The 23,946-nt window shown below is 70.4% G+C and carries 35 protein-coding genes; 3 read left to right on the top strand and 32 right to left on the bottom strand.

What is annotated here, in order from left to right:
* Positions 1-285: 285 nt before the first annotated feature.
* The 3 genes from UO65_RS06180 to eccB all read right to left on the bottom strand — a co-directional run bounded on the left by UO65_RS06180 (position 286) and on the right by eccB (position 3,605).
* A complete protein-coding gene (locus UO65_RS06180) occupies positions 286-1,554 on the bottom strand; it encodes a WXG100 family type VII secretion target (protein WP_052020790.1) in 1,269 nt (422 codons plus the stop codon).
* An 11-nt stretch (positions 1,555-1,565) separates the two neighbouring features.
* Positions 1,566-1,880, bottom strand: a complete 315-nt coding sequence (locus UO65_RS06175; RefSeq protein ID WP_052020789.1) for a hypothetical protein — start codon at positions 1,878-1,880, stop codon at positions 1,566-1,568.
* A 105-nt stretch (positions 1,881-1,985) separates the two neighbouring features.
* A complete protein-coding gene (gene eccB, locus UO65_RS06170; RefSeq protein WP_052020788.1) occupies positions 1,986-3,605 on the bottom strand; it encodes a type VII secretion protein EccB in 1,620 nt (539 codons plus the stop codon).
* A 479-nt stretch (positions 3,606-4,084) separates the two neighbouring features.
* Here eccB and eccE point away from each other — a divergent pair, with 479 nt between their 5' ends.
* The 3 genes from eccE to UO65_RS06155 all read left to right on the top strand — a co-directional run bounded on the left by eccE (position 4,085) and on the right by UO65_RS06155 (position 7,858).
* On the top strand, positions 4,085-5,275 hold the full coding sequence (gene eccE / locus UO65_RS06165; protein WP_035279649.1) for a type VII secretion protein EccE: 1,191 nt from the start codon (positions 4,085-4,087) through the stop codon (positions 5,273-5,275).
* Positions 5,272-6,003 carry a hypothetical protein gene (locus tag UO65_RS06160; protein WP_052020787.1) on the top strand — a complete coding sequence of 244 codons (732 nt, stop codon included), beginning with the start codon at positions 5,272-5,274 and terminating at the stop codon, positions 6,001-6,003. Before eccE ends, UO65_RS06160 begins: the two co-directional genes overlap by 4 nt.
* A 295-nt stretch (positions 6,004-6,298) precedes the next feature.
* Positions 6,299-7,858 (top strand): S8 family peptidase, encoded by a 1,560-nt coding sequence (locus UO65_RS06155; RefSeq protein WP_035279645.1) that lies wholly within the window; start codon positions 6,299-6,301, stop codon positions 7,856-7,858.
* 94 nt (positions 7,859-7,952) lie between these two features.
* On the opposite strand, the gene truA is transcribed toward UO65_RS06155, so the two are convergent.
* From truA to rplB, 29 genes are all read right to left on the bottom strand, one after another.
* On the bottom strand, positions 7,953-8,738 hold the full coding sequence (truA, locus tag UO65_RS06150; RefSeq protein ID WP_200873318.1) for a tRNA pseudouridine(38-40) synthase TruA: 786 nt from the start codon (positions 8,736-8,738) through the stop codon (positions 7,953-7,955).
* A gap of 68 nt (positions 8,739-8,806) precedes the next feature.
* The gene (gene rplQ, locus UO65_RS06145) at positions 8,807-9,385 is read right to left on the bottom strand and encodes a 50S ribosomal protein L17 (RefSeq protein WP_035279567.1); all 579 of its coding nucleotides are present in this window, start codon (positions 9,383-9,385) and stop codon (positions 8,807-8,809) included.
* A gap of 48 nt (positions 9,386-9,433) precedes the next feature.
* Positions 9,434-10,483, bottom strand: coding sequence for a DNA-directed RNA polymerase subunit alpha (locus UO65_RS06140; RefSeq protein WP_035279566.1), 1,050 nt, complete (start codon positions 10,481-10,483; stop codon positions 9,434-9,436).
* Between the two features lie 134 nt (positions 10,484-10,617).
* Positions 10,618-11,223, bottom strand: coding sequence for a 30S ribosomal protein S4 (rpsD, locus tag UO65_RS06135; RefSeq protein ID WP_035279565.1), 606 nt, complete (start codon positions 11,221-11,223; stop codon positions 10,618-10,620).
* A gap of 23 nt (positions 11,224-11,246) precedes the next feature.
* The gene (gene rpsK, locus UO65_RS06130) at positions 11,247-11,654 is read right to left on the bottom strand and encodes a 30S ribosomal protein S11 (protein ID WP_035279563.1); all 408 of its coding nucleotides are present in this window, start codon (positions 11,652-11,654) and stop codon (positions 11,247-11,249) included.
* A 15-nt stretch (positions 11,655-11,669) separates the two neighbouring features.
* Positions 11,670-11,855: a hypothetical protein gene (locus UO65_RS35595; RefSeq protein ID WP_110079469.1), complete on the bottom strand. Its 186-nt coding sequence runs from the start codon at positions 11,853-11,855 to the stop codon at positions 11,670-11,672.
* Entirely contained in the window at positions 11,852-12,232 is a 381-nt protein-coding gene (gene rpsM, locus UO65_RS06125; RefSeq protein ID WP_035279562.1) for a 30S ribosomal protein S13, read from the bottom strand. The genes UO65_RS35595 and rpsM overlap by 4 nt, the downstream gene beginning before the upstream one ends.
* A gap of 184 nt (positions 12,233-12,416) precedes the next feature.
* Positions 12,417-12,530: a 50S ribosomal protein L36 gene (rpmJ, locus tag UO65_RS06120; RefSeq protein WP_018682809.1), complete on the bottom strand. Its 114-nt coding sequence runs from the start codon at positions 12,528-12,530 to the stop codon at positions 12,417-12,419.
* 58 nt (positions 12,531-12,588) lie between these two features.
* Complete coding sequence (infA, locus tag UO65_RS06115) at positions 12,589-12,810, bottom strand: translation initiation factor IF-1 (protein WP_005166804.1); 222 nt, start codon at positions 12,808-12,810, stop codon at positions 12,589-12,591.
* A gap of 250 nt (positions 12,811-13,060) precedes the next feature.
* On the bottom strand, positions 13,061-13,837 hold the full coding sequence (map, locus tag UO65_RS06110; RefSeq protein ID WP_035279643.1) for a type I methionyl aminopeptidase: 777 nt from the start codon (positions 13,835-13,837) through the stop codon (positions 13,061-13,063).
* A 50-nt stretch (positions 13,838-13,887) separates the two neighbouring features.
* Positions 13,888-14,436, bottom strand: coding sequence for an adenylate kinase (locus tag UO65_RS06105; protein ID WP_035279559.1), 549 nt, complete (start codon positions 14,434-14,436; stop codon positions 13,888-13,890).
* The gene (secY, locus tag UO65_RS06100; protein ID WP_035279557.1) at positions 14,433-15,731 is read right to left on the bottom strand and encodes a preprotein translocase subunit SecY; all 1,299 of its coding nucleotides are present in this window, start codon (positions 15,729-15,731) and stop codon (positions 14,433-14,435) included. The genes UO65_RS06105 and secY overlap by 4 nt, the downstream gene beginning before the upstream one ends.
* Positions 15,732-16,223: 492 nt before the next feature.
* Positions 16,224-16,667 carry a 50S ribosomal protein L15 gene (gene rplO, locus UO65_RS06095; RefSeq protein WP_035279555.1) on the bottom strand — a complete coding sequence of 148 codons (444 nt, stop codon included), beginning with the start codon at positions 16,665-16,667 and terminating at the stop codon, positions 16,224-16,226.
* 1 nt (position 16,668) lies between these two features.
* The gene (rpmD, locus tag UO65_RS06090) at positions 16,669-16,848 is read right to left on the bottom strand and encodes a 50S ribosomal protein L30 (RefSeq protein WP_035279552.1); all 180 of its coding nucleotides are present in this window, start codon (positions 16,846-16,848) and stop codon (positions 16,669-16,671) included.
* A gap of 2 nt (positions 16,849-16,850) precedes the next feature.
* On the bottom strand, positions 16,851-17,510 hold the full coding sequence (gene rpsE / locus UO65_RS06085) for a 30S ribosomal protein S5 (protein WP_035279549.1): 660 nt from the start codon (positions 17,508-17,510) through the stop codon (positions 16,851-16,853).
* Between the two features lie 31 nt (positions 17,511-17,541).
* Entirely contained in the window at positions 17,542-17,943 is a 402-nt protein-coding gene (rplR, locus tag UO65_RS06080) for a 50S ribosomal protein L18 (protein ID WP_035279547.1), read from the bottom strand.
* 2 nt (positions 17,944-17,945) lie between these two features.
* The gene (rplF, locus tag UO65_RS06075) at positions 17,946-18,485 is read right to left on the bottom strand and encodes a 50S ribosomal protein L6 (protein WP_035279546.1); all 540 of its coding nucleotides are present in this window, start codon (positions 18,483-18,485) and stop codon (positions 17,946-17,948) included.
* 15 nt (positions 18,486-18,500) lie between these two features.
* Positions 18,501-18,899 (bottom strand): 30S ribosomal protein S8, encoded by a 399-nt coding sequence (rpsH, locus tag UO65_RS06070; RefSeq protein WP_035279544.1) that lies wholly within the window; start codon positions 18,897-18,899, stop codon positions 18,501-18,503.
* A gap of 102 nt (positions 18,900-19,001) precedes the next feature.
* Positions 19,002-19,187 (bottom strand): type Z 30S ribosomal protein S14, encoded by a 186-nt coding sequence (locus UO65_RS06065; protein WP_035279543.1) that lies wholly within the window; start codon positions 19,185-19,187, stop codon positions 19,002-19,004.
* A gap of 40 nt (positions 19,188-19,227) precedes the next feature.
* Positions 19,228-19,791: a 50S ribosomal protein L5 gene (gene rplE / locus UO65_RS06060; RefSeq protein WP_035279541.1), complete on the bottom strand. Its 564-nt coding sequence runs from the start codon at positions 19,789-19,791 to the stop codon at positions 19,228-19,230.
* 2 nt (positions 19,792-19,793) lie between these two features.
* Positions 19,794-20,129, bottom strand: a complete 336-nt coding sequence (gene rplX, locus UO65_RS06055) for a 50S ribosomal protein L24 (RefSeq protein WP_035279539.1) — start codon at positions 20,127-20,129, stop codon at positions 19,794-19,796.
* A gap of 1 nt (position 20,130) precedes the next feature.
* Positions 20,131-20,499, bottom strand: coding sequence for a 50S ribosomal protein L14 (gene rplN / locus UO65_RS06050; protein WP_018682823.1), 369 nt, complete (start codon positions 20,497-20,499; stop codon positions 20,131-20,133).
* Between the two features lie 72 nt (positions 20,500-20,571).
* Positions 20,572-20,850 (bottom strand): 30S ribosomal protein S17, encoded by a 279-nt coding sequence (gene rpsQ, locus UO65_RS06045; protein ID WP_035279536.1) that lies wholly within the window; start codon positions 20,848-20,850, stop codon positions 20,572-20,574.
* A complete protein-coding gene (rpmC, locus tag UO65_RS06040) occupies positions 20,847-21,092 on the bottom strand; it encodes a 50S ribosomal protein L29 (protein ID WP_035279534.1) in 246 nt (81 codons plus the stop codon). The genes rpsQ and rpmC overlap by 4 nt, the downstream gene beginning before the upstream one ends.
* Positions 21,092-21,511, bottom strand: a complete 420-nt coding sequence (gene rplP, locus UO65_RS06035; protein ID WP_035279531.1) for a 50S ribosomal protein L16 — start codon at positions 21,509-21,511, stop codon at positions 21,092-21,094. The genes rpmC and rplP overlap by 1 nt, the downstream gene beginning before the upstream one ends.
* 3 nt (positions 21,512-21,514) lie before the next feature.
* A complete protein-coding gene (gene rpsC / locus UO65_RS06030; protein WP_035279527.1) occupies positions 21,515-22,345 on the bottom strand; it encodes a 30S ribosomal protein S3 in 831 nt (276 codons plus the stop codon).
* Positions 22,345-22,758: a 50S ribosomal protein L22 gene (rplV, locus tag UO65_RS06025; RefSeq protein WP_035279524.1), complete on the bottom strand. Its 414-nt coding sequence runs from the start codon at positions 22,756-22,758 to the stop codon at positions 22,345-22,347. The genes rpsC and rplV overlap by 1 nt, the downstream gene beginning before the upstream one ends.
* 46 nt (positions 22,759-22,804) lie before the next feature.
* Positions 22,805-23,086 carry a 30S ribosomal protein S19 gene (rpsS, locus tag UO65_RS06020; RefSeq protein WP_018682829.1) on the bottom strand — a complete coding sequence of 94 codons (282 nt, stop codon included), beginning with the start codon at positions 23,084-23,086 and terminating at the stop codon, positions 22,805-22,807.
* 17 nt (positions 23,087-23,103) lie between these two features.
* Positions 23,104-23,937 (bottom strand): 50S ribosomal protein L2, encoded by an 834-nt coding sequence (gene rplB / locus UO65_RS06015; RefSeq protein ID WP_035279522.1) that lies wholly within the window; start codon positions 23,935-23,937, stop codon positions 23,104-23,106.
* Between the last annotated feature and the right edge of the window lie 9 nt (positions 23,938-23,946).

Raw genomic sequence — 23,946 nt, 5'->3', positions numbered from 1 at the left:
CAGCTTGGCAGAGGGTCTTCTCCCCCAACCAAGAACAACCACCCGATCCAGCGCACCACCACTTCTCTGCGCCGTGGCCGCAGGCTCGCACCGGCGCCCGGACCCGGGTGCGAGTGGCGGTGGTTCACCACATTGCCCCGCCGTGGCCGCAGGCTCGCGCCGACGCCCAGCCCCGGGTGCGCGTGGCGATGGCTCACCGCCTCGCTGCGCGTGACCGCCGGCTTGTGCCCCTGCGAGCTGGGCGGACTACAGGTGCCGGGGCAGCCCGTGGTGGTGGGGAGCGGGTCAGGCGGGGTCGTCGCCGATGACGGAGGGGCTGGCTCGGCCGGGTTTGCCGAAGATGTCCTCCGGGTTGCCCGCGACCTTGGTCCTGGCCTTGTGCTCGTTGTTGCCGCCCTGGGCGCCCATGCCGCCGCCCATGGGCATGCCGCCCATCATCCCGCCCATGCCGCGGCCGCCCGCCGAGGCGGCGGCGGGGGCCGCGCCGCCGTTGGGCATCCCGCCGGGTTTGCCGGGGCCCGCCTCGCCGACGCCCGTGGCCGCGCCGCCCGCGCTCAGCGGGGTGGCCGGGGAGGCCGCGCCGCCGCCGAGGCCCGCGCCACCGCCGCCGAAACCACCACCGCCGCCGCCGAAGCCGCCGCTGCCCAGGCTCGCGCCGCCGCCCGGGGGGTCTGGGGTCGCGGCGGCGGGGGTGACGGCCGCGGGGACGTCGACCGGGGGGACTTCGGCGGTGATGCCCCAGTTCTCCTCGGGGAAGGTGTGGGCCATGGTGATCTTGTCGAAGACCTGGGAGCCGTCGACGCCCTCGCACAGCTTGACCAGGGCTTCGAGGACCTGGCGGGTGGCCTCGAACAGTTCCCGGGTGGGGCGGCGCATCTGGTCGAGGTACTGGCGGGTGCGCTCCTCGCCCTGCACCGGGCCGGACATGGCCTGCGAGGTGGTCTCGGCCATCTCCACCAGGACGCCCGCCATGTCCTCGACGACCTGGCGGAGGCCGTCGGCGGTGGTGTCGAGGACCTCGCCCATGGTGATCATGGCGTCGGCCAGGTCGTGACCGGCGAGGCCGACGCGGTTGACGTAGTCGATGAAGGACTCGGCGTCCGCGCCCTGCCAGGCGGCGTCGAGGCCGCCGAGGGGCTGGGTGAGGCCCTCGGTGACGACCTCGGCCACCGCGCCCACCGCCCGCCAGCGGTCGGCCTCGGCGTGCATGTCGCTCCACCGGCCGACGACCGGGGCGAAGTACTCCTGGACCGGGTCGGGGATGCCCAGTTCCGCGCACAGCGCGCTCAGGAAGTCCAGGTACGCCGAGAGGTCGGACCGGATCTGCGCGCCGTCGCGGCCACCCTGGGCCTGGCTGGGGCGCGGGGTGGGGGTGGCGACCGGGGCGGGCGGCGACGGCTGGGCGCGGGTGTCCGGGGGCAGGGCGCTGGACAGCCCCGCCTCACCGGCGTCGAGGGCGGCGCTGATCGGGCGGGACTGCCAACCGCCGAAGGCGGGGTCGGTGGACAGGCCCGCCGGGCCTGCCGCGCCGTCGGCGGGCTCTCGGGTGCGCATGGTCGCCCCTCTCAGGCCTGGCCGCTGCGGTTGATGGAGGCGATGCCGTCGCCGTCGGAGGACTCGTACTTCTCGGCGACCTGGGTGAGGCTGGTGGAGGCGGACTTGAGCGCCTCCACGCCCCGGGTGAGCTGGGTGCGCAGCGCCTCGGCGGCGCGCAGGTAGGACTCGGTGACCCGGACGGTGTCGCCCAGGGTGCCGAAGGTCTCCGAGGTGAGCGGGGCGGTGCGCAGCACGGCCGCGCCCTCGGACAGGACCTCGGCCGCCTCGCCGACGTTGTACGCGTACTGGCTCACCCAGGTGGGGTCGACCTTGATCGTGGCCATCGGGTGCGCACCTCCTCGGTCACGGGGCGTTGCTCACCGGTGTGACGGTAGTCGTCGGCGCCCGGTTCCCGTGACCACCGATCAGCCGCCCGCCGGGGCGTCCGGTCAGCCCCCGCCCGCCGGGTTGGCCGCGGTCGACGGGAACAGGCCGGGCTCGACCGGCACCGTGTCGTAGGTCTGGAGCACGTCGGTGGTGCTCAGCGAGGCGCCGTCGGGCAGCAACTGCACGATGGACACCGGGGCGGGCAACTGGTTGTCCAGGCCCAGCGCGTTGGCGCTGCGGGCGTCGGGCACGCCGTACTTCACGCCGCGGTCGGAGATCAGGTAGATCGGGCCGGTCTGGAAGTTCATCCGGTTCGTCGCCCCGCGCACCACGGCCGCCTTGCCCGGCGGCATGTAGAACGAGTCGATGCGGATCTGCGCGCTGCCCGGGCTGGTGATCGGGATGGTGGCGGGCTCGCCGTCGGCGTTGAACCGGTCGATCGGCAAGCGCTTGCCGACGTGCACCTTGGTCTGCTGGTCGGCGTCCTGGCCCTCGCCGACCAGGCCCCAGCCCAGGCAGGCGACCGGGGAGTTGATCGGGTCGAGCACCTCGGGCACCTGCGCCGGGAACGACGAGTCGTCGATCACGCCGTTGGGGCTCTTGGCGGGCAGTTCGGCCGGGCTGATCTGCTTGATGTCGGCGCCGCCCGCGGTGGTGGTGAAGCGGATCAGGTCGGCGGTGGACCGCTTGATCTGCTGGACGCCGTCCCGCAGGACCACGTAGTACTCCAGGACGCGCCCGGCGCGCTCGACCTCCAGGACCGCGCCCACCACCAGGTCGTCGGCGGTGCGACCGCCCACGCCGGGGATGGTGGGCGCGGTCAGCGGCGCGACCGGGGGGATGGCGTTGAGCAGGCCGTCGGTGATGTTGCGCTCGGTGCCCTTGTTCCTGGTCTCCAGGCTGAGCACGTCCTTGATGCTGCGGCTGGTCGTGTCGACCTCGGCGCGCACCGTGTCGGCGTTGGGGACGTTCGCCGTCGCGGGCTTGCGGTAGACCAGGTAGGTCTTGCCCGCCCGGTCGCGGACCAGCAGCGACTCCGTCTCGGCCAGCTCGGGGCCGAGGTCGGGCACGCCGCCGATGACGCTGGTCTCGATCTTGTTCTCGTTCGCCACCCGGTTGAGCGAGGGGTCGTTCTGGTAGGCGTCGCAGACCGCCCAGTTGGCGCTGATCCGCTCGGCCGCGGAGCCGGGGAGGAACTGCGGGCCGTCCTGGATGCCGGTGAGGCGCTCGCGCGGGAGGCCGATCAGCTTGTCGTCCGGGACGACCTCGGGCTGCACGACCTGACCGCCGCCGCCCGCGTCGGTGTTGCTCGCCGGGGCCTGGTTCTGGCCGGAGGAGCTGCGAGCGAGCATCAGCAGCCGGGCCGAGGCCAGGTTGAACGTGGGGATCAGGACGTCGCCCTTGAGCGGGTCCTTCCACTTCACGTAGACCGCGCCGGAGGGCTTGCCGATGATGATCCCGGTGTTCTCCGGTGCCTTGCCGGTCGGGTTGAGCAGGCCGACGACGAGGAAGCCGACGCAGATGATGGCCGCGATGCAGACCCCGACGATGGTGGCCCGCGAGTGCGTGCGCATCGGGTCGTGCAGCATGACCGCGTCCTTGCGCACGAGTGCCGACTGCATCCGGCGCAGCACGAAGCGGTACGCCTGGACCTGAGACTTCGTCGTTGGTGTTGATGGCATTCTCGGCCTGCTGCTCTCCCCGTCGCGGTACCGTTCCGCAGGATAGCCGTACGGCTCCGGCCGTACGCGGGTCTTGCGCCATCCTGTGGAAAACCCGGGACCGCGCAGGCGCCGAGCAGCACCGATGAGGGGAAGAGACCGATCGGATGTCCGTGACCACTCCGCCACGACAGGGCAGGACGCCACCGCCTGGACAGCCGCCGCGCCCCGGCGGCCCCGGGGGTCCGGGCGGTGGCCCCGGCAGACCGGGCGGCCCCGGAGGACCCGGTGGCCCGGGTGGTCCCGGCGGTCCCGGTGGCCCGGGTGGTCCGGGCGGACCCGGTGGGCCGGGTGGCCCGGGCGGACCCGGTGGGCCGAGCGGCCCCGGTGGCCCCGGTGGGCCCGCGCGCCCGCCCGGTCAGCCCGCCGAACCGGAGCAGCCGCGCGCCAGGGTGGCGGCCCGCAGGCGCACCAAGGGCGCCAGCCTGGGCTCGCTGCCGGTGTCGAACCTGGTCGTCCTCGAGGTCGGCGCGGCCATCGGGCTGGTCCTGCTCGCGATCGACCTCACCATGGTCTACGTCGCCATCGGCATCGCCGCGGTGGCGCTGGTGGTGGCGTTCCTGCGCTGGCGCGGCCGCTGGTTCACCCAGTGGATCGGGCTCACCACCCGCTACACCTTCCGGTCGCACTCGCGCACCACCAAGCCCGTCGACCCGGTGACCATGGAGGAGCAGCTCGCCGCCGCCGAGGAGGCGACCGCGGTCACCGGCCCGGACGACGCGCGGGTGGCGCTGCTGCGGCTGGCCGTGCCGGACCTGGTGGTGGCGCACGGCGCCGACCACGAGCGCAGGCCGCTGGGCCTGGCCTGGCACGAGGGCACCTGGACCGCGGTGCTGCTGGTCGACCCGGCGCCCGCGCTGGTGAGCGCGGTCGGCTCCACGCCGAGCCTGCCGCTGGGCGCGCTGGCGCCGTGCCTGGAGGACCGCGGGGTGGTGCTCGACGCGATCCAGGTGATCTGGCACTGCTACCCCGGCAGCGTGGCGCTGCCGCCGAACTCCCCCGCCCTGGCGTCCTACCTGGAGGTGCTGGGCCCGCTGCCCGCGGCCGCCCGGCGCACCACCTGGGTGGCGGTCCGGCTGGACCCGCGGCGCTGCCCGGCGGCGGTGCGCGAGCGCGGCGGCGGTGTCGTCGGCGCGCACCGGGCGCTGATCGGCGCCCTGTCCCGGGTGCGCAACGCGCTGGAGTCGCGCGGCGTGCCGACCCGGCCGCTGGACCCCGACGAGCTGCTGCGCGCCGGGATCTCCTCCGCCGAGCTGACCGGGGTCGCCGGGTCGACCGACCGGGTGGGGCTGCGCGAGCGCTGGACCGGGGTCACCGCGGCGGGCATCGGGCACGCCAGCTACGCGATCACCGGCTGGCCGCAGGGCAAGATGGCGACCAGCCTGAACGCGCTGACCGGGGTGCGCGCGCTGTCGGCGACAGTGGCGATGTCGATCTCCCCCGGCACCGACGACGACCAGGTCGGCCTGCGCGGGCTGGTGCGGGTCAGCGCCCGCAACCCCGACGAGCTGAGCCTGGCCGACGAGCGGCTGACCGCGATCTCCGACCGGCTCGGCATCACCCTGACCCCGCTGCGCGGCCTGCAGGTGGCCGGGCTGGCGGCGACACTTCCGCTGGGAGGCCGGGCATGAGCGGGTCGAGCAGGCTGCTGGACACCCAGGGCGGCGGGGCGAGCATCGCCCCGGAGTTCCTGGTGTCGCCGGACATGCTGGACGCGGTGAGCCCCTCCGGTGACCGCGGCGGCATGGTGCTCGGCTCGGGCTTGCAGGGCGAACCGCTGACGATCTCCGCGCTGCGGCCCGCGCCGACCAGGATCGTGCTGGTCGGCGGGCTGTACCTGGCCCGGCAGGTGGCGCTGCGGGCGATGGCCGTCGGCGCCTGGGTGGTGGTCGCCACCGGTCGGCCCGCGGCCTGGCAGATGTTGCAGAAGGCGGCGGGCGAGGGCCCCGACGGGCGGCTCGCGCCGCTGGTGCAGATCCGGCGGCTGAGCCCGGTGGAACTGCCCCGGCCGTCCGAGGACGGCCCGCTGATGGTGGTGCACGACGGCGGCCCGACCCCGCAGGAGCTGTTCCCGCCGCGCACCCCGTGGCAGACCACGGTGTACGTGCTGCCCTACATGCACCCGCAGGCGGGGGCGACGGCGAACGCGGCCGACCTGGTGCTGCTGCAGCGGCTGCCGGTCGGGCAGGCGCAGTTGGCGGCGCGGATCTGGCGGCTGCCGCCGCCGATGGTGCAGCAGCTCACCTCGCTGGCCGACGACCAGGTGGTGGCCCTGGGCCGCAACCTGTGGAAGCCGCTGCGGCTGGTCACCACGCAGAAGGAGCAGCAGATCCTGGGCCCGGTCCGGCGCGGCGACTGAGCAGGTCGCAACCGGTTCCACGAACCCCCCACCGCCTTCCGTCGGTGGGGGGTTCGTCCGTTGGGAGCGGGTGTCGGGCACTGGATCGACCGAAAGGCGCATTCCGTTGCCGGCGGCGGCCAACTGTTCATAAGTGGCGTGGGGAAATCCCCGACGCGCCTTGCGCCGGAAATGCGCGTTCGCCACTGTTGTGCTCAGTTCGCGCGAACAAACGTTCACCAGCATCTCTCCAGCACGCGGCCCGGTTGTGAGGGCCTCCGCCGCCGCGTGCCCCCTGCTTGAAGGAGCCATGCACATGCGTTTGTCTCGCACTGCCTTACAGCGCTTCGCCGGGTTGGGCCTGGCCGCCGCCGCGACCCTCGCGGCGAGCGTGTCGCTGGCCGCGCCCGCCTCCGCCGCCCAGGGCACGATCCTGGGCGCGGACCGGGCCGACGTCGTCCCCGGCAGCTACATCGTCGTGCTCAAGAACGGCCTGTCGGCCGCGGCGAGCACCGACGGCCTCGCCGCCGCCTACGGCGGCCAGGTCGGCCACCGCTTCTCCTCGGTCAACGGGTTCTCCGCGAAGATGTCCGAGGCCCAGGCCAGGAAGCTCGCCGCCGACCCGTCGGTGGCCTACGTCGAGGCCGACCAGGTCGTGCGGATGTCGGTCGACCAGACCAACCCGCCGTCCTGGGGCCTGGACCGCATCGACCAGCGGGACCTGCCGCTCAACAGCGTCTACTCGTACGCGACCACCGCGTCGAACGTGAACGCCTACATCATCGACACCGGCATCAACTTCCCGCACAGCGACTTCGGCGGTCGCGCGGTCAGCGGCACCGACAAGGTGGACAACGACAACGACGCCACCGACTGCCAGGGCCACGGCACGCACGTGTCCGGCACCGTCGGCGGCTCGGCGTACGGCGTGGCCAAGGGCGTCAAGCTGATCGGCGTGCGGGTGCTCGACTGCAACGGCTCCGGCACCACCGCGGGTGTCATCGCGGGCGTCGACTGGGTGACCGCGAACGCGGTGAAGCCCGCCGTGGCCAACATGAGCCTGGGCGGCGGCGCGTCGACCACCCTGGACAACGCGGTGGCCGCCTCGATCGCCTCCGGTGTCACCTACGCCGTCGCGTCGGGCAACTCCAACGCCAACGCGTGCGGCTACTCCCCCGCCCGCGTGCCCACGGCGATCTCGGTGAACGCCTCGGACCGCAACGACGCCAGGGCGAGCTTCTCCAACTTCGGCACCTGCACCGACATCTTCGCGCCCGGCGTGGGCATCACCTCGGCGTGGATCGGCGGCACCTCCGCCACCAACACCATCAGCGGCACCTCGATGGCCTCCCCGCACATCGCGGGCGGCGCGGCGCTGTACCTGGCCGCCAACCCGACCGCCACCCCGGCGCAGGTCGCCTCGGCGCTGATCTCGGCGGCCACCCCGAACAAGATCACCAACCCGGGCACCGGCTCGCCGAACCTGCTCCAGTACACCGGCACCGGCGGCACCACCCCGCCCGGACCGGGCTGCGCCGCGGTCACCAACGGCACCGCGACCAACATCCCGGACCTCAGCACGATCAACAGCAGCATCACCGTCTCCGGCTGCTCCGGCAACGCGGGTTCGGCCTCGACGGTGGCGGTGAACATCACCCACACCTACCGCGGTGACCTCACCATCACCCTCGTCGCGCCGGACAACTCCACCTACCTGCTGAAGAGCTCCAACAGCTCGGACGGAGCGGACAACGTCGTCGCGACCTACACGGCGAACCTGTCGTCCGAGCCCGCCAACGGCGTCTGGAAGCTCCGGGTCGCCGACGTGTACGCGGGTGACACCGGCAAGCTGAACACCTGGACGCTCGACCTCTGAGCGCTGCGATCGGCAGCCTGATCGGCTGGACCACGGTGAACGGCCCGGACTCCCCCGAGTCCGGGCCGTTCGTCCGCGGTGCCTGCCGTGGGGCTCAGAGGGTGCGGACCCGGCGGGTGAGCTCGGCGCGGGCCGCCAGTTCGGCGTCGGCCGGGTAGTCCACGCCGACCAGGGCCAGACCGTGCGCCGGGGCGACGGTGATGGCGCTGGGGCGCTCGGTGGCGGTCAGCATCCCGGCGGGCCAGCCCGGGGGCTTGCGGCCCTCGCCGACCGCCAGCAGCGCGCCGACCAGGCTGCGGACCATGGAGTGGCAGAAGGCGTCGGCGGACACCCTGGCCTCCAGGGTGCCGTCGGCCGCGCGGGACCAGTCCAGGCGCTGGAGTTCGCGGATGGTGGTGGCGCCCTCGCGGCGCTTGCAGAAGGCCACGAAGTCGTGCTCGCCCAGCAGCAGCGCCGACGCGGCGTTGAGCGCGCCGAGGTCCAGCGGGCGGGGCCAGGTGACGACGTGGTTGCGGCGCAGCGGGTCCGCGCTCGCCTGGTGGTCGCACACGCGGTAGGCGTAGTGGCGGCGCAGCGCGGTGAAGCGGGCGTCGAACTCCGGTGGGACGGGGGTGGCGGCGCCGACGCGGACGTCCGCGGGCAGCGCGCGGGCCAGGCGGGGCACCAGGACGCCCAGGTCGACGTCGGCGGGCAGGTCGACGTGGGCGACCTGCCCGGTGGCGTGCACGCCCGCGTCGGTGCGGCCCGCGACCGTCAGCCGGACGTCGAGGCGCAGCACCAGCGACAGCGTGTCCTCCAGGACCCCGCACACCGTGCGGCGGGCGGGTTGGCGGGCCCAGCCGGAGAAGTCGGTGCCGTCGTAGGCGATGTCCAGGCGCACCCGTCGAACGCGGACGAGCCCGCCGCCCCCGGTGGGGGTGGCGGGCTCGTCCGTGGTGTGCTGCGAGGTCAGGACTTGTCCTTGGCGCCCTCGGCGGGCTCCTCGGCGGCGTCCTTGGTGGCCGACTCGGGCGCCTCGGCGTCTTGGTCGACCGCGGTGTCCTCAGCGGGGGCCTCGGTGGTGGCCGCGTCGGTCTCGTCGACCTTGGCGTCCTCGACCGGGGCGTCCGCCTTCGGCTCGTCCTTGGCGAACCTGGTCTTGCGCGCGGCCTCGGCCTCGGCGGTGACCGTCTTCTCCTGGATCAGTTCGATGACCGCCATGGGGGCGTTGTCGCCCTTGCGCGGCATCGTCTTGGTGATCCGGGTGTAACCGCCGGAGCGGTCGCTGAAGAACGGGCCGATCTCGACGCAGAGGCGCTGCACGACGTCCTTGTCGCGGATCACCTTCATGATCTCGCGGCGGTTGTGCAGGTCGCCGACCTTGGCCTTGGTGATCAGGCGCTCGGCGTAGGGGCGCAGGCGCTTGGCCTTCGCCTCGGTCGTGGTGATCCGGCCGTGCTGGAACAGCGCGGTGGCCAGGTTGGCCAGCAGCAGCCGCTCGTGCGCGGGGCCCCCGCCGAGACGGGCGCCCTTCGTGGGGGTGGGCATTGCTTGCTCCTTGTGGAAATCCGCTGCTCAGGCGTCCTCGCGGACGACTCAGAGCTGCTCGGTCTCTGCGTAGTCCTGGCCGTCGTCGGTGCCGGTGTCCGCGGTGTCCGACCAGCCGTCGGTCGCGTAGTCCGCCGCAGCGGCCGTCGGGTCGAACCCGGGCGGGCTGTCCTTGAGGGCCAGGCCCAGACCGACGAGCTTCATCTTGACCTCGTCGATGGACTTGGCACCGAAGTTGCGGATGTCCAGCAGGTCCGCCTCGCTGCGCGACACGAGTTCACCCACGGTGTGGATGCCCTCGCGCTTGAGGCAGTTGTAGGAGCGGACGGTGAGGTCGAGGTCCTCGATCGGCATCGCGTAGGCGGCGATGGTGTCCGCCTCCTGCGGCGAGGGGCCGATCTCGATGCCCTCGGCGTCCACGTTCAGCTCGCGGGCGAGCCCGAACAGCTCGACCAGCGTCTTGCCCGCGGACGCGACCGCGTCGCGCGGGGTGATCGACGGCTTGGTCTCGACGTCGAGGATGAGCTTGTCGAAGTCGGTGCGCTGCTCGACGCGGGTGGCCTCGACCTTGTACGTCACCTTGAGCACGGGCGAGTAGATGGAGTCGACCGGAATCCGGCCGATCTCCGCGCCCGCCTGCTTGTTCTGGACCGCCGGGACGTAGCCGCGACCGCGCTCGACCACGAGCTCGATCTCCAGCTTGCCCTTGCCGTTCAGGGTGGCGATGTGCAGGTCGGGGTTGTGCACCGTGACGCCCGCGGGCGGCACGATGTCGCCCGCGGTGACCTCGCCGGGGCCCTGCTTGCGCAGGTACATCGTCACCGGCTCGTCCTCCTCGGAGGAGACCACCAGCTCCTTGAGGTTCAGGATGACGTCGGTGACGTCCTCCTTCACCCCGGGGACGGTGGTGAACTCGTGCAGCACGCCGTCGATGCGGATGCTCGTGACCGAGGCACCCGGGATCGACGAGAGCAGCGTGCGGCGCAGCGAGTTGCCGAGCGTGTAGCCGAAGCCGGGCTCGAGCGGCTCGATGACGAAGCGGGAGCGGGTCTCGACGACCGGCTCCTCGGCCAGGGTGGGACGCTGTGAGATGAGCACTCTGGGTTCTTCCTTCCCTGTGGGCGCCCGCTATTTGACGCCCGGACTGATTGGGATGCCCGCGCGCGCTCCCCGTCTGGAGGGGGTGTGCGCGCGAGCGGGGCGGCGGCTCCTGCGCCACCGCCCCCGCGCGATCACTTCGAGTAGAGCTCGACGATCAGCTGTTCCTGCACGGGCACGTCGATCTGCGCGCGCTCGGGCAGCTGGTGCACCAGAATCCGCAGGTTGGACTGCACGACCTGCAGCCAGCCCGGGATCGGGCGGTCGCCGAAGGACTCCTTGGCGGCCACGAACGGCAGCGTCGAGAGCGACTTGGGCTTGACATCGATGATGTCGAACTTGCTCACCTGGAACGACGGGATGTTGACCTTGCGGCCGTTCACGATGAAGTGCCCGTGGCTGACCAACTGGCGGGCCTGGCGCCGGGTGCGCGCGAGACCCGCGCGGTACACGACGTTGTCCAGGCGCGACTCGAGCAGCTGGAGCAGGACCTCACCGGTCTTGCCCTGGCGGCGCACGGCCTCCACGTAGTACTTGCGGAACTGCTTCTCGAGGACGCCGTAGGTGTAGCGCGCCTTCTGCTTCTCCTGGAGCTGAAGCAGGTACTCGCTCTCCTTGATCCGCCCGCGGCCGTGCTGGCCCGGGGGGTAGGGGCGGCGCTCGAACGCCTGGTCCCCACCGACGAGGTCGACCTTGAGGCGACGCGAGATGCGCGTCGCGGGCCCGGTGTAGCGTGCCATTTCTTGTTACTCCTCCCCGTTCCTCAGACCCGGCGCCGCTTGGGCGGGCGGCAGCCGTTGTGGGGCTGCGGGGTCACGTCCTGGATGGTGCCGACCTCGAGGCCCGCCGCCTGCAGCGAGCGGATCGCGGTCTCCCGGCCGGAGCCGGGGCCCTTCACGAACACGTCGACCTTCTTCATGCCGTGCTCGGCGGCCTTGCGGGCGGCGCTCTCGGCGGCCATCTGCGCCGCGAACGGCGTGGACTTGCGCGAGCCCTTGAAACCGACGTGGCCGGAGGAGGCCCACGCGATCACGGCACCGGTCGGGTCCGTGATGGACACGATGGTGTTGTTGAACGTGCTCTTGATGTGAGCGTGCCCGTGGGCGACGTTCTTCTTTTCCTTGCGCCGGACCTTCTTGGCTCCGGCGCCGGTACGCGACTTGGGGGGCATGTCTTCGGGTATCTCCTACTCGGACCGCGAGGTGGTGATCTCAGGAGCGGCGTCCCGGATGATTGATCCGGCGTCCTTGTACAGGTCGCGCAGGGCGGCCGGGCGGGCACACCTGGGCGCGACGGTGTAGGCCATGAATGACCTGTTGCGACGTCGGCGCTGCGGCACGACGTGCGACACGGACTCGCAGCTCTTGCTCACTTCTTGCCGGCCTTCTTCTTGCCGGCGACCGTCTTCTTGGGGCCCTTGCGGGTGCGGGCGTTGGTCTTGGTGCGCTGTCCGCGCACCGGCAGACCGCGGCGCCACCGCAGGCCCTCGTAGCAGCCGATCTCGATCTTCCGGCGGATGTCGGCCTGGACCTCGCGGCGCAGGTCACCCTCGACCTTGAAGTTCTGGTCCATGTACTCGCGGAGCTTGATCAGGTCCTCGTCGGAGAGGTCCTTGGCCCGCAGGTCGGGGTCGATGTTCGTGGCGGCCAGCAGCTCCTTGGAGCGGGTGCGGCCGATCCCGAAAATGTAGGTCAGCGCGATCTCCATCCGCTTTTCGCGGGGGAGGTCGACGCCGGCGAGTCGTGCCATCTCGGCGTTGTCTCCTCTGTGTCTTCCCCGGGTTTGCTCCCCCACCACCCCGGACCGACTCAAGGTCCGGGACCCGGCCTGGGGTCCGGGCGTGCTCCGGGTCCGTGTGACCCGACAGGTTGGGGGAGGCCTTCTTCGTTGCGCTAGCTGTGCGTCTGGTCTGCGACCGGGCGCTCGGCGGTGATCAGCCCTGGCGCTGCTTGTGGCGCAGGTTCTCGCAGATCACCATGACCCGGCCGTGACGGCGGATCACCTTGCACTTGTCGCAGATCTTCTTGACGCTCGGGTTGACCTTCACGTCTGCTGTTCTCCTGCTTCGGCCGTGGCTGCCCGGTCCGGGGGGACCGGGAGGCTCGTCACTTGTAGCGGTAGACGATGCGGCCGCGGGACAGGTCGTAGGGCGAGAGCTCCACGACTACCCGGTCCTCCGGCAGGATGCGGATGTAGTGCTGCCGCATCTTGCCGCTGATGTGTGCCAGGACCTTGTGGCCGTTCTCCAACTCGACGCGGAACATCGCGTTGGGGAGTGGCTCGACCACGCGGCCTTCGACCTCGATGGCCCCGTCCTTCTTGCCCATGTCCTCCGCGTTTCGTGACGTTGGTTCGCTGTTGGGTGGCTGGTGCTTGTCGTGCTGGTCCTGCTCCCCGGCGGGCGCGCGGCACGGCAGCAGGAACTGCACCGGGCGACGCGCACGACGGATTCGGCGCTGAGCGCCACCGGTCAAGTGTACGCACAGTGCCGACGGGCACGAAATCCGGGTTGCCGATCCGTCAAGAACCGGTGTGAAATTCACTCGATCGAGTCGAGTGCGGCGGAAGAACCGCTGGTCAGACGCCCTCGGGCGCGGTGAGGACCCACGGGCCGTCCTCGGTGATGGCGACCGTGTGCTCCCAGTGCGCGGCGCGGCTGGCGTCGGCGGTGACGACCGTCCAGCCGTCCTCCAGCTCCACCGTCTCCTCGCTGCCCAGGGTGAGCATGGGCTCGATGGCGATCGCCATGCCGACGCGCAGCTTGGGGCCGCGGCCGGGCTTGCCGTAGTTCGGCAGGAACGGGTCCATGTGCATCGAGCTGCCGATGCCGTGGCCGCCGTACTCGCGGACGATGCCGTACTCGCGGCCGTGCGCGCGCCCGGCCGCCAGGGTGGCGGTCTCCACCGCGTGCGAGATGTCCGAGAGCCGGGCACCCGCGACGGCGGCCTTGATGCCCGCCTCCATGGACAGCCGGGTGGCCGTCGACAGGTCCTCGTCCGCCGCGGAGACCCCGCCGATGGCCAGGGTCACCGCGGAGTCGCCGTGCCAGTCGTCGAGGATCGCCCCGCAGTCGACCGAGAGCAGGTCGCCCTCGGCCAGCACCTGCGACCCCGCCGGGATGCCGTGCACGATCTGCTCGTTGACCGAGGCGCAGATGCTCGCCGGGAAGCCGTGGTAGCCCTTGAAGGACGGCACGGCGCCCGCGTCGCGGATGGTCTGCTCGGCGATCTCGTCCAGCTCGGCGGTGCTCACCCCGGGCTTGGCCGCGGCGGTGACCTCGGCGAGCGCCCTGGCCACCACCAGCCCGGCCGCGCGCATGGCCTGCAGCTCGGCGGGCGACTTGATCTCGATCATCCGGGCCTTCCAGGTCGCGAGCGCCATCCGGAAGGCGCTGAAACCACCGCTCATCCCCGGTCGCGCAGGGCCGACAGGACCCGACCGGTGATCTCGTCGACCTCGCCGACCGCGTCCAGCGTGATCAGCTTGTCGGCGTAGTACTCCAGCAGCGGGGCGGTCTCCTTGCGGTAGACGTCCAGCCGGTGGCGGATCACGTCCTCGCTGTCGTCGACCCGGCCGCGGCCGAGCAGCCGCCCGACCACGACGTCCTCGTCGATCTTGAACTCGACCACGGCGTCCAGGTCGACCCCGCCGAGGGCGTCGCGCAGGAAGTCGGCCTGGCCGGTGTTGCGCGGGAAGCCGTCGAGCAGGAAGCCCGCCCGGGTGTCCTCGTCGGCGAGCCGGACGCGGACCATCTCGTTGGTGATCTCGTCGGGGACCAGGCCGCCGCTGTCGATGATCGCCTTGACCCGCAGGCCCAGCTCGGTGCCGTTCGCGATGTGCGCTCGGAACAGGTCACCCGTGGAGATGTGCGGTACGCCGAGCCGGCGGCTGAGCGCAGTTGCCTGGGTTCCCTTGCCCGCACCGGGCGGACCGACGAGCACAACACGAGTCACTTGAGGAACCCTTCGTAGTTACGCTGCATGAGCTGGCTCTCGATCTGCTTCACGGTGTCCAGGCCGACGCCGACCATGATGAGCACCGCCGTGCCGCCGAACGGGAAGTTCTGGTTCTGCCCGCTGTCGGTCACTTCGAGGAAGAAGTTCGGCAGCACCGCGATGATGCCGAGGTAGAGCGAACCGGGCAGGGTGATCCGGCTCAGGACGAACTGCAGGTACTCCGAGGTGGGGCGCCCGGGGCGGATGCCGGGGATGAAGCCGCCGAACTTCTTCATCTCGTCGGCGCGCTCGTTCACGTTGAACGTGATGGTGATGTAGAAGTACGTGAAGAAGATGATCAGCAGGAAGTACACGCTGATGTGCACCCAGCTGTCCTGCTTCACGATGTAGTTCGCGATGAAGTTCTGCCAGCCCGCGCCGTCCGCGCCGACCAGGCGCGAGATCAGGTCCGGCAGGTACAGCAGCGACGAGGCGAAGATGACCGGGATGACGCCCGCCTGGTTCACCTTGAGCGGCAGGTAGGTCGAGGTCCCGCCGTACATCCGGCGGCCGATCATGCGCTTGGCGTACTGCACCGGGATGCGGCGCTGGCCCTGCTCGACGAACACCACGCTGGCGATGATCAGCAGCGCGAACACGCAGACGACGGCGAAGGTCACGCCGCCCTTGTCCAGGATGGCGGCACCCTCGGCCGGGATGCGGGCCGCGATGTTGATGAACATCAGCAGGGACATGCCGTTGCCGATGCCGCGCTCGGTGATCAGCTCGCCGAACCACATGATGATCGCGGTGCCCGCGGTCATCGTGACCACGATGACGATCAGCGTGAAGATGTTGCTGTTCGGGATGATCGGGTCCTGGCAGTTGCCGAAGAGCTGCCCGCGGTCGGCCATCGCCACGATGCCGGTGGCCTGCAGGATCGCCAGGGCGATCGTCAGGTACCGGGTGAACTGGGTCAGCTTGCCCTGGCCGGACTGGCCTTCCTTCTTCAACTGCTCGAACCGCGGGATGACCACGGTGAGGAGCTGGATGATGATGCTCGCGGTGATGTAGGGCATGATGCCCAGCGCGAAAACGGAGAGCTGGAGCAGCGCGCCGCCGCTGAACAGGTTCAGAAGCTGCACGACGCCCTGGTCGTCGACGTTCTCCAGGCACCGCTTGACGTTCGGGTAGGACACACCGGGCGACGGGATCGTCGCGCCCACCCGGTAGATCGCGATGATCATGAGGGTGAACAGGATCTTGCGGCGCAGGTCCGGCGTCGCGAGAGCCGAGCGGAAGGCGCTGAGCACCGCAAGAACCTCCTCGGCGTCACCGGCAGCTCGGTGCCGGTGAACGGCTGGAGCCGGCTGGTCAGCCGGCACGTACACGATGTTCCCGAACGACCGCTTGGTGGCAGGACGGGAACGCTCCGGGGGACAGGGCTCCCGCAGCGTGCTCCCGACTCTAACAGCACGGCGAGTAGGTGGAGCACCCCCCGGGGTGCACTGAAAGCGACGATCACTACTGGTGAACAGCGGATCGGCGGCGGTTGCTCCGATGGGCTGACGCCGTTCGTCGGTGGTGCCCCCGCCTTGCGCGGGACGCGATGACACCGCGCGCCGATTGGGGGAGGAATTGCGCACCCGCGCTCAACCGGCCATCGCCCCGCCGGATGTCGATCGGGGACGCCCCACTCCCCCACCGGGCCCGGGCAGTGGGCTGGGGGACCCGCGCGAGGCCCTGTGCACAAGCGAGAAGGGCCGGAACCCCGTGGGGGTTCCGGCCCTTCTCGTGCGCCTGGGTCAGACGGTGGTGGCGGTGCCACCGGCCGCGGACAGCTTCTCCGACGCGGAGCCGGAGAACTTGTCGGCGGTGATGTCCAGCTTCACGCCGTTCAGGTCGCCGTTGCCGAGGACCTTGACCAGCGAGCCCTTGCGGACCAGGCCCTTGGCGACGAGGTCGGCGATGCCGACCGTGCCGCCGTCGGGGAACGCCACGGCGATGTCGCCGACGTTCACGACCTGGTACTCGACCCGGAAGCGGTTCTTGAAGCCCTTGAGCTTCGGCAGCCGCATCTGGATCGGCATCTGGCCACCCTCGAAGCGCGCGGGGACGTTCTTGCGCGCCTTGGTGCCCTTGGTGCCTCGACCGGCCGTCTTGCCCTTGGAGCCCTCACCACGACCGACGCGGATCTTGTCGGACTTGGCACCCGGGGCCGGACGCAGGTGGTGGATCTTGATGGCCATGTCAGACCTCCTCGACGGTCACGAGGTGGCGGACGGTGTGGATCAGGCCGCGCACCTCGGGGGAGTCCTCGCGCACGGTGCTCTGCCGGATCTTGCGCAGGCCGAGGGTGCGGAGGGACTCGCGGTGGTTGCGCTTGGTGCCGATGCTGCTCTTGACCTGGGTGACCTTGAGCTGCGCCATGGTCAGGCCCCCGTTCCGGCAGCGGCGGCCGCGCGGGCGCGGAGCATGCCCGCGGGTGCCACGTCCTCCAGCGGCAGGCCGCGGCGGGCCGCGACCTCTTCCGGCCGCTGCAAGCCGCGCAGGGCCGCCATGGTGGCGTGCACGATGTTGATCGCGTTGTCCGAGCCGAGCGACTTGGACAGCACGTCCTGGATGCCCGCGCACTCCAGCACCGCGCGGACCGGGCCACCGGCGATCACACCGGTACCGGCGGACGCCGGGCGGAGCAGCACGACGCCCGCGGCCTTCTCACCCTGGATGGGGTGCGGGATGGTGCCGCCGATGCGCGGGACGCGGAAGAAGCTCTTCTTGGCTTCCTCGACGCCCTTCGCGATCGCGGCGGGCACCTCCTTGGCCTTGCCGTAGCCGACGCCGACCATGCCGTCGCCGTCGCCGACGACGACCAGCGCGGTGAAGCTGAAGCGCCGACCGCCCTTGACGACCTTCGCGACGCGGTTGATCGCGACGACGCGCTCGAGGTGCGGGGTCTTCTCCTGGGCCTGGCCGCGACCGCCGTCACGCCGGTCGCGACCGCCACGGCGCTCGCCGCGCTCGTTGCCGCCGCCCTGCTGACCGCCGCCCGGGCCGCCCTGCCCGCCGAACTGCCGTGTACGTCCCGGCATCAGGCGTTCCTTCCATCGTTGCTGTACGTCATCAGAACTCCAGCCCCGCTTCGCGGGCCGAGGTGGCCAGCGACGCGATCCGGCCGGTGTACTTGTTGCCGCCGCGGTCGAAGACGACCTTGGCGATGCCCGCGTCCTTCGCCCGGGCGGCGAGCAGCTCGCCGACCTTGGCCGCGCGGGCCTTCTTGTCGCCGTCCACCGCGCGCACGTCGGCCTCCAGGGAGGACGCGGACGCGAGGGTGTGCCCGGCCAGGTCGTCGACGATCTGCGCGGTGATGTGCCGCGAGGACCGGTTCACGACCAGGCGGGGGCGCTCCGAGGTGCCGCTGATCTTCTTGCGGAGCCGGAAGTGCCTGCGGGTCTTGGCGATGCGCCGGGAGGTGGAGATGTCCTTGCCCACCGGCTTGCGCTTGGTGACAGTCGCTTCGCTCATGATCACTTACCCGTCTTTCCGACCTTGCGGCGGATCTTCTCGCCCGCGTACCGCACACCCTTGCCCTTGTACGGGTCGGGCTTGCGGAGCTTGCGGATGTTGGCCGCGACCTCGCCGACCTGCTGCTTGTCGATGCCCGAGACGGAGAACTTCGTCGGGCTCTCGACAGCGAAGGTGATGCCCTCGGGGGCGACGACCTTGACCGGGTGGCTGAAGCCCAGGGCGAACTCGAGGTCCGAACCCTTGGCCAGAACGCGGTAACCGACGCCGTGGATCTCGAGCTTCTTCTCGAAACCCGCGGTCACGCCGACGACGACGTTGTTGACGAGCGAGCGGGTCAGGCCGTGCAGGGCACGGTTCTGGCGCTCGTCGTTGGGCCGCTTGACCTCGAGCGTGCCGTCCTCGGCGCGCTCGACGACGATCGGCTCGGACACCGTCAGCGTGAGGGTGCCCTTGGGCCCCTTGGCGCTGAGCTGCTGCCCGTCGATGGTGATGTCGACCCCGGTCGGGACGGGGATCGGAAGCCTACCGATGCGAGACATGCTGCTACCCCTCCCTTACCAGACGTACGCGAGGACTTCGCCGCCCACGCCCTGCTTGCCCGCTTGCCGGTCGGTCAGCAGGCCACCGGACGTGGAAATGATCGCCACGCCCAGGCCGCCGAGGACCTTCGGCAGGTTGGTCGACTTCGCGTACACCCGCAGACCGGGCTTCGACACCCGGCGCAGACCGGCGATGCTGCGCTCGCGGTTCGGGCCGTACTTGAGGGTGACGACGAGGTTTTTGCCCTTCTCGCCGTCCTCGTCGCGGAAGCCCGCGATGTAGCCCTCGCGCTTGAGGATCTCGGAGATGTGCGCCTTGAGCTTCGAGTGCGGCAGCACGACCTCGTCGTGGTACGCCGAATTCGCATTGCGCAGACGGGTCAGGAAGTCTGCGATCGGGTCGGTCATCGTCATGGGTGACCTGTCAACCTTTCTCGCCGTGGTTCCCTCGCGGGCCTGCGGCGAACTGGGGGTAGAGCGGGCGAGGAGCCCGGGCCCGCGAGGGGCCCGGGTTCCCTACCAGCTGGACTTGCTGACGCCGGGCAGTTCGCCCCGGTGCGCCATCTGGCGCAGGCAGATCCGGCACAGGCCGAACTTGCGGAACACCGAGTGCGGACGGCCGCAGCGGTTGCAGCGGGTGTACGCGCGCACCGCGAACTTCGGCTTGCGAGCGGCCTTGGCGACCAGAGCCTTCTTCGCCATCTCAGTTCTCCCTGTTTCGATCCACAGCGGCAACCACTGCTCAGTTCTCCTTGAACGGGAAGCCCAGGTGCTTGAGCAGCGCCCGGCCCTCCGCGTCGTTGGTCGCGGTGGTCACGATGGTGATGTCCATGCCGCGGGGGCGGTCGATGGCATCGGGGTCGATCTCGTGGAACATGGACTGCTCGTTGAGACCGAAGGTGTAGTTGCCGTTGCCGTCGAACTGCTTCGGGGACAGACCGCGGAAGTCGCGAATCCGGGGCAGCGCGATGGTGAGCAGGCGGTCGAGGAACTCCCACATGCGGTCGCCGCGCAGGGTGACCCGAGCGCCGATCGGCATGCCCTCGCGCAGCTTGAACTGCGCGATGGACTTGCGGGCCTTGCGGACCTCGGGCTTCTGGCCGGTGATCGTGGCGAGGTCGCGGACCGCACCCTCGATCAGCTTGCCCTCACGGGCGGCGTCGCCGACGCCCATGTTGACGACGACCTTCACGACGCCGGGGATCTGCATGGGGTTCGAGTACGCGTACTCGTCCCGCAGGGCGACCGTGATCTCCTCGCGGTACCGGGTCTTCAACCGGGGGATGATCTTCTCAGTGGTGGACATGATCAGATCTCCTTCCCATTGCCGTTGGTGCCGCGGGCGATCCGGACCTTGTTGCCCTCGTCGTCGAACTTGTAGCCGACCCGGACGGCCTTGCCGTCGTTGACCAGCATCACGTTGCTGATGTGGATCGGGGCCTCCTGGGTCACGATGCCGCCGGACTGCGCGCCGCGCTGGGTCTGCGAGACCCGCGTGTGCTTCTTGATCCGGTTGACACCCTCGACGAGGACCTTGTTGGTGTCGGGGTAGGCCTGGATGACCTTGCCCCGCGCGCCCTTGTCCTTGCCCGCGATGACGACGACCGTGTCGCCCTTCTTGACCTTGAGCTTGGGCTTCGCCATGTCAGAGCACCTCCGGCGCCAGCGAGATGATCTTCATGAACTTCTTGTCGCGCAGCTCGCGGCCCACCGGGCCGAAGATGCGCGTGCCCCGCGGCTCGCCCTCGTTCTTGATGAGGACGGCGGCGTTCTCGTCGAACCGGATGTAGGAACCGTCGGGACGGCGGCGCTCCTTGACGGTGCGGACGATGACGGCCTTGACGACGTCACCCTTCTTCACACCGGCGCCGGGGATCGCGTCCTTGACGGTGGCGACGATGATGTCGCCGATGCCGGCGTAGCGGCGACCGGAGCCGCCGAGAACACGGATGCAAAGGATTTCCTTCGCACCGGTGTTGTCGGCGACCCGAAGCCGCGACTCCTGCTGGATCACTACTTACTCCTGACCATTCGTGGCCTGCCAGATTTCCGACCTGACAGGCTCGGCCTAGCAGAAAACGGAAACTTACTTGGCCTTCTCGAGGACCTCGACCAGGCGCCAGCGCTTGGTGGCCGACAGCGGCCGGGTCTCCATCAGCAGGACGCGGTCGCCCACGCCCGCCGTGTTCTCCTCGTCGTGCGCCTTCACCTTGGTGGTGAAGCGCAGGACCTTGGCGTACCGCGGGTGCTTCTTGCGGTCTTCCAGGGCCACGACGACGGTCTTGTCCATCTTGTCCGACACGACCAGGCCCTCGCGGACCTTGCGGTTGTTGCGGACCTCGACGGATTCAGTGTTCTCGCTCATGCGGATGCCTCACTCGACGCCTCATCGGGGGACACCGACAGCCCGAGCTCGCGCTCGCGCATGACGGTGTAGATGCGGGCGATGTCGTGCTTGACGGTGCGCAACCTGCGGTTGTTGTCGAGCTGACCGGTCGCCATCTGGAACCGAAGGTTGAACAGCTCTTCCTTCGCCTCTCGCAGACGCGCCACGAGCTCCTCATCGGAAAGCTCGCGCATGTCCGCCGCGGTGGTACCCGCTGCCATCAGAAGTCACCACCCTCACGCGTGACGATGCGGCACTTCATCGGGAGCTTGTGGATCGCCCTGCGGAGTGCCTCGCGCGCGATCTGCTCGTTCGGAAAGCTCATCTCGAAGACGACGCGACCCGGCTTGACGTTCGCCACCCAGTACTCCGGCGAACCCTTTCCGGAACCCATGCGGGTCTCGGCGGGCTTCTTGGTGAGCGGGCGGTCCGGGAAGATGTTGATCCAGACCTTGCCGCCACGGCGGATGTGCCGGTTGATGGCGATACGAGCGGACTCGATCTGGCGGTTCGTCACGTAGGCGGGCTCGAGCGCCTGGATGCCGAACTCGCCGAAGGTGACCTTCGTGCCGCCCTTGGCAGCACCCGACCGCTTGGGGTGGTGCTGCTTGCGGTGCTTGACCCTGCGCGGGATGAGCACTGGTCAGCCCTCCCCGTTGGAAGCGGTCTCCGCCGCGGGGGCGTCGACCTTCGTCTGCGCCTCGGCGGCCGCGCGGCCCGCCTCGGTGCTGGTGGCGGTGGTGCCCGAGGCACCGGAGCGGCGAGCGCGGTTCGGGCGCTCGCGGCGCGGCTCGCGGCGGTTGTCCGGCGCGGCCGAGCGGGGGTTGTTGTCGGCCTCGCGGCGACCGCCGACGACCTCGCCCTTGTAGATCCACACCTTCACGCCGATGCGGCCGAAGGTGGTGCGGGCCTCGAAGAAGCCGTAGTCGATGTCCGCGCGCAGCGTGTGCAGCGGGACGCGACCCTCGCGGTAGTGCTCCGAGCGCGACATCTCGGCACCGCCGAGGCGGCCACCGCACTGCACCCGGATGCCCTTGACCTGCGGCGAGCGCATGGCCGACTGGATGGCCTTGCGCATCGCGCGCCGGAAGGACACGCGGTTGGACAGCTGCTCGGCGGTCACCTGGGCGACCAGCTGGGCGTCGGACTCGGGGTTCTTGACCTCGAGGATGTTGAGCTGCACCTGCTTCTTGGTGAGCTTCTCCAGCTCACCGCGGATGCGGTCGGCCTCGGCGCCGCGGCGGCCGATGACGATGCCCGGGCGGGCGGTGTGGATGTCCACCCGCACGCGGTCACGGGTGCGCTCGATCTCCACGCGGGAGATACCGGCGCGCTCCATGCCCTTGGACAGCAGGCGGCGGATCTTGACGTCCTCCGCCACGTACTCGGCGTACTGCTTGTCGGCGTACCAGCGGGACCGCCAGTCGGTGGTGATCCCGAGCCGGAAGCCGTGTGGGTTGATCTTCTGCCCCATTAGCGGGCACCACCCTTCTTCGCGGCCTTGGCCGCAGGCTTCGGCCGGGACTCGACCTCGACCGTGATGTGGCTCGTGCGCTTGCGGATGCGGTACGCGCGACCCTGCGCACGCGGCCGGAAACGCTTCAGCGTCGGGCCCTCGTCGACGAACACCGTCTTGATCCAGAGGGTGTCCGGGTCGAGGCTGAGGTTGTTCTCTGCGTTGGCAATGGCACTGGCGAGCACCTTCGCGACCGGCTCACTTGCCGCAAACGGCGCGAACCGGAGCACTGCCAGGGCCTCGCTGGCGCTACGACCCCTGATGAGCTCAACGACGCGACGCACCTTCATCGGAGTGTCGCGGACGTAGCGAGCCCGAGCGACGGCGCTGGGGTATTCCTCCTGCGCCGTAGCTGCGTTGCGGGCGTTCATCGCTGCTTCCCCTTAGCTCTTTCTCTGCTCTGTGAGTTCGTGCCGACTAGCGGCGGCGGGCCTTGCGGTCGTCCTTGATGTGGCCCTTGAACGTGCGGGTCGGGGCGAACTCGCCCAGCTTGTGACCCACCATGGCCTCGGAGACGAACACCGGGACGTGCTTGCGGCCGTCGTGCACCGCGATGGTGTGACCCAGCATGTCCGGGATGATCGTGGACCGGCGGGACCAGGTCTTGATGACGGTCTTCTTGCCCGACTCGTTGAGAGCGTCCACCTTCTTGAGCAGGTGGTCGTCCACGAACGGGCCCTTCTTCAGGCTGCGTGGCATTGCTTCTACCTCCCTGCTCAGCGCTTCTTGCCGGTACGCCGGCGGCGGACGATCAGCTTGTCGCTGGGCTTGCGGCGACGGGTGCGGCCCTCGGGCTTGCCTGCCGGGTTCACCGGGTGGCGACCACCGGAGGTCTTGCCCTCACCACCACCGTGCGGGTGGTCGACCGGGTTCATCGCGACACCGCGGACGGTCGGGCGCTTGCCCTTCCAGCGCATGCGCCCGGCCTTGCCCCAGTTGATGTTGGCGTGCTCGGCGTTGCCCACCTCGCCGACGGTGGCGCGGCAGCGCACGTCGACGTTGCGGATCTCACCGGACGGCATGCGGAGCTGCGCGTACGGGCCGTCCTTGGCCACGAGCTGCACGCTGGCACCGGCGGACCGGGCGATCTTCGCGCCGCCACCGGGGCGGAGTTCGATCGCGTGGATCACGGTACCGACGGGGATGTTGCGCATCGGCAGGTTGTTGCCCGGCTTGATGTCGGCGCGGGGGCCGTTCTCGATCGGGTCGCCCTGCTTGAGCTTGTTCGGCGCGATGATGTAGCGCTTCTCGCCGTCCGCGTAGTGCAGGAGCGCGATGCGCGCCGTGCGGTTCGGGTCGTACTCGATGTGCGCGACCTTGGCGGGCACGCCGTCCTTGTCGTTGCGCCGGAAGTCGATCAGTCGGTACGCGCGCTTGTGGCCGCCACCCTTGTGCCGGGTGGTGATCCTGCCGTGCGCGTTGCGACCGCCCGTGCCGTGCAGGGGGCGGATCAGCGACTTCTCCGGCGTCGACCGCGTGATCTCGGCGAAGTCCGAGACACTGGAGCCGCGACGACCCGGGGTCGTCGGCTTGTACTTGCGGATTCCCATGTGTTCTCA

The sequence above is a fragment of the Actinokineospora spheciospongiae genome (assembly GCF_000564855.1).
GTDB classification, from domain to species: domain Bacteria; phylum Actinomycetota; class Actinomycetes; order Mycobacteriales; family Pseudonocardiaceae; genus Actinokineospora; species Actinokineospora spheciospongiae.
The sequence above is the reverse complement of the archived record's forward strand: the minus strand, read 5'-3'. Positions and strand labels throughout refer to the sequence as shown.